5 protein-coding genes are annotated in these 2,678 nt (G+C 64.0%); all 5 read right to left on the minus strand.

The annotated features are described in order from the left end of the window. Positions 1-198: 198 nt before the first annotated feature. Complete coding sequence (locus ACK5IR_RS13510) at positions 199-648, minus strand: GNAT family N-acetyltransferase (protein WP_416929695.1); 450 nt, start codon at positions 646-648, stop codon at positions 199-201. After that, on the minus strand, positions 645-1,289 hold the full coding sequence (locus tag ACK5IR_RS13515) for a phosphoribosylanthranilate isomerase (protein WP_416929696.1): 645 nt from the start codon (positions 1,287-1,289) through the stop codon (positions 645-647). Before ACK5IR_RS13515 ends, ACK5IR_RS13510 begins: the two co-directional genes overlap by 4 nt. Before the next feature lie 3 nt (positions 1,290-1,292). Further along, on the minus strand, positions 1,293-1,661 hold the full coding sequence (locus tag ACK5IR_RS13520; protein WP_416929697.1) for a LapA family protein: 369 nt from the start codon (positions 1,659-1,661) through the stop codon (positions 1,293-1,295). Positions 1,662-1,679: 18 nt separating this feature from the next. Next, positions 1,680-1,967, minus strand: a complete 288-nt coding sequence (gene ihfB / locus ACK5IR_RS13525) for an integration host factor subunit beta (protein ID WP_416929699.1) — start codon at positions 1,965-1,967, stop codon at positions 1,680-1,682. A gap of 300 nt (positions 1,968-2,267) precedes the next feature. Continuing rightward, on the minus strand, positions 2,268-2,678 hold a 411-nt coding region (locus ACK5IR_RS13530; RefSeq protein ID WP_416929698.1), incomplete at its 5' end, for a S1 RNA-binding domain-containing protein.

Genomic DNA, 2,678 nt, shown 5'->3' on the forward strand with positions numbered 1-2,678 from the left:
TCCGCCTCGAGATCGAGGATTAGCGGCATCAGCGTTTCGGAAACGAAACGGCCGCCGAAAATGCCGAAGCGGCCATTCTCGTCGGGGCCCGAGCTAAAGGTGTTGGGAGTGGTCTGGTTCATGGGTCCGCCCTGCTTCATCGCATCGTTGTAGCCGCTTGGTCCGCTGCGGTCGAGACCGGAGCCATGCCGGCCGGGATCATCCGAGCGGGCGTTTGAAGCCGACATGCGACGGCGTGAACCCGAGCCTTTCGTAAAAGGCCCTGGCACGGTCGCGCCGGGCGTTGGAGGTGAGTTGCATCAGCGTGCAGCCCGCCGCGCGTGCCCGCGCCTCGGCATCGGCAAACATCGCGGTGCCGAGCCCCCTTCCCCGGCAGTCCGAGGCAACCCGCACGCTTTCGACCTGCGCCCGGCGCGCGGCCTTCAGCGACAGGCCCGAAATCAGCGTCAACTGATAGGTGGCGACGATCCTGCCCTCCAGTTCGCCGACGATCAGCATGTTGCCGCCTTCAGCCAGCATCGCATCGAAAGCGGCGAGATAGGGGGCGGGATCGGGGCATTCGCGCCCCTGCCCCAGCATATCGTCGGCAAGCAGGGCAGCGACGGCCGGCACATCGCCGCGCCGCGCCGCGCGCCAGATCACACTCACGCCCGGGCCGCCGCGACGAAAGCGCCGATCAGGGCGGCGTCCTTGACGCCGGGCGCGGTTTCGACCCCGGAAGACACGTCGACCTGCCGCGCGCCGGTCAGATGCATGGCCTCGGCGACATTTTCCGGCGTCAGCCCGCCCGCCAGCATCCACGGCACGGGCCAGCGCCGCCCCGCGATCAGCCGCCAGTCGAAGATCAGCCCGTTGCCGCCCGGCAGCGCCGCATTCCGTGGCGGCCTGGTGTCGACAAGGATCTGGTCGGCGACGCGCGCATATTCCTGCAGGGCGGGCAGATCGCCCTCATCCGCCACGCCGACCACCTTCATCACCGGCAAGCCGTAACGTTGCCTGATCCGCGCCACGCGCTCGGCGCTTTCGTGGCCGTGCAGTTGCAGCATGTCGAGCGGAACCCGGGCGACGATCCGGTCCAGTTCCTCCTCTGCCGCATCGACCGTCAGCCCCACCTTGGCTAGCCCGGCCGGCACCTCGACGGCCAGCGCAGACGCGGCTTCGGTATCGAGATATCGCGGCGATTTCGGAAAGAAGTTGATACCCACATAGGCCGCGCCCGCAGCGACAGCGGCGGAAATGTCCTGCGGCCGTCTGACGCCGCAGATCTTCACCCGCACATTTTCGGGCATCCGCTATCCAAGCGCCTTCTTGGGCATCTCGAGCATGGCGACAACCTCGTCCTTGCCCTTGTTGGTCTCACCCTGAAGCCGGCTGACCTCGCGGTTCAGTTTCTTGACCTGGCGCTGGCGCCTGGCGACCTCGGAGCGATATTTGGATTCGCGAATCCACTCGAAGACGTAGCCGATCAGCAACCCCAGCGCGATACTGAACAGGATCACCAGAAACAGCGGCACCTGCGGCGTGGTGAAGTTCCAGCCAACCGCCTCGGCAAGGGCCGCCGGCAGCAACGTCAGCGTCACCATCTGCCAGTTGGCCATGGCGATGACCACAAGCACCGCAAGCAGCGCGGCAAGAATAAGGTAGCGGACGTAACGCATCATCGGGCGGCCCCTCGTTTCTCAGTTTTCCTGGCCGTTCAGACGGTCGCGCAACAGCTTCCCGGTCTTGAAGAACGGCACGTGCTTTTCCTCGACCGCAACGGCATCGCCTGTTCGCGGGTTCCGCCCGGTTCTCGCGTCCCTTTTCTTGACCGAAAAGGCGCCGAAACCGCGCAGTTCAACCCTGTTGCCATTAGCCATTGCCTCGATGATCTCGTCGAAGACGGTGTTCACGATCCGCTCGACATCACGTTGATAGAGGTGAGGGTTTTCGTCCGCAAGTATCTGAATAAGCTCTGATCTAATCATGTTCCCCCCTGGCCCGCCGCCGCAATAACGTGCCACCATTGGCGTCATCGCGACTATACGTTCAAATTGCGCCCGGCGGAACGGCAAACGAAGGGGATTGCGGACAATATCCTGCATCATAGAGTAAGAAATTGGCAAGAAACCGCCAACCGCAGGGAAATCAAGGCAATTTTGGTGAAATTTGTCGCACCCGCCGAACTGGAACGTTCAGTGTGATTCGTCTTGGCGAGGGCGGCACCACAAACGAAAACCCCCGCGGCTGGCCGCGGGGGTCTGATTATCAGCGAATATTCAGGCGCCTCAGTCGTCGCCCTTGAGCGCCGCTCCGAGAATATCGCCCAGCGACGCCCCCGAATCCGAGGAACCGAACTGTTCGACCGCCTCGCGTTCCTCGGCGATCTCGCGTGCCTTGATGCTGAGCCCGAGGCGGCGGGTCTTGCTGTCGATATTGGTGACGCGAACGTCCACCTTGTCACCGACCTGGAAGCGCTCGGGGCGCTGCTCGGCCCGGTCGCGAGACAGGTCCGAGCGGCGGATGAAGGATTTCATGCCCTCGTATTCCACCTCGATGCCGCCGTCCTCGATCGCCGTCACGGTCACCGTGATAACCGAGCCGCGCTTCACGCCGCCCGTGGCCTCGGCGAACTTGTCGCCGCCAAGCGCCTTGATCGAGAGCGAGATACGCTCCTTCTCGACATCGACCTCGGTGAC

The organism is Tropicimonas sp., assembly GCF_047971885.1.
Lineage (GTDB): Bacteria > Pseudomonadota > Alphaproteobacteria > Rhodobacterales > Rhodobacteraceae > Tropicimonas.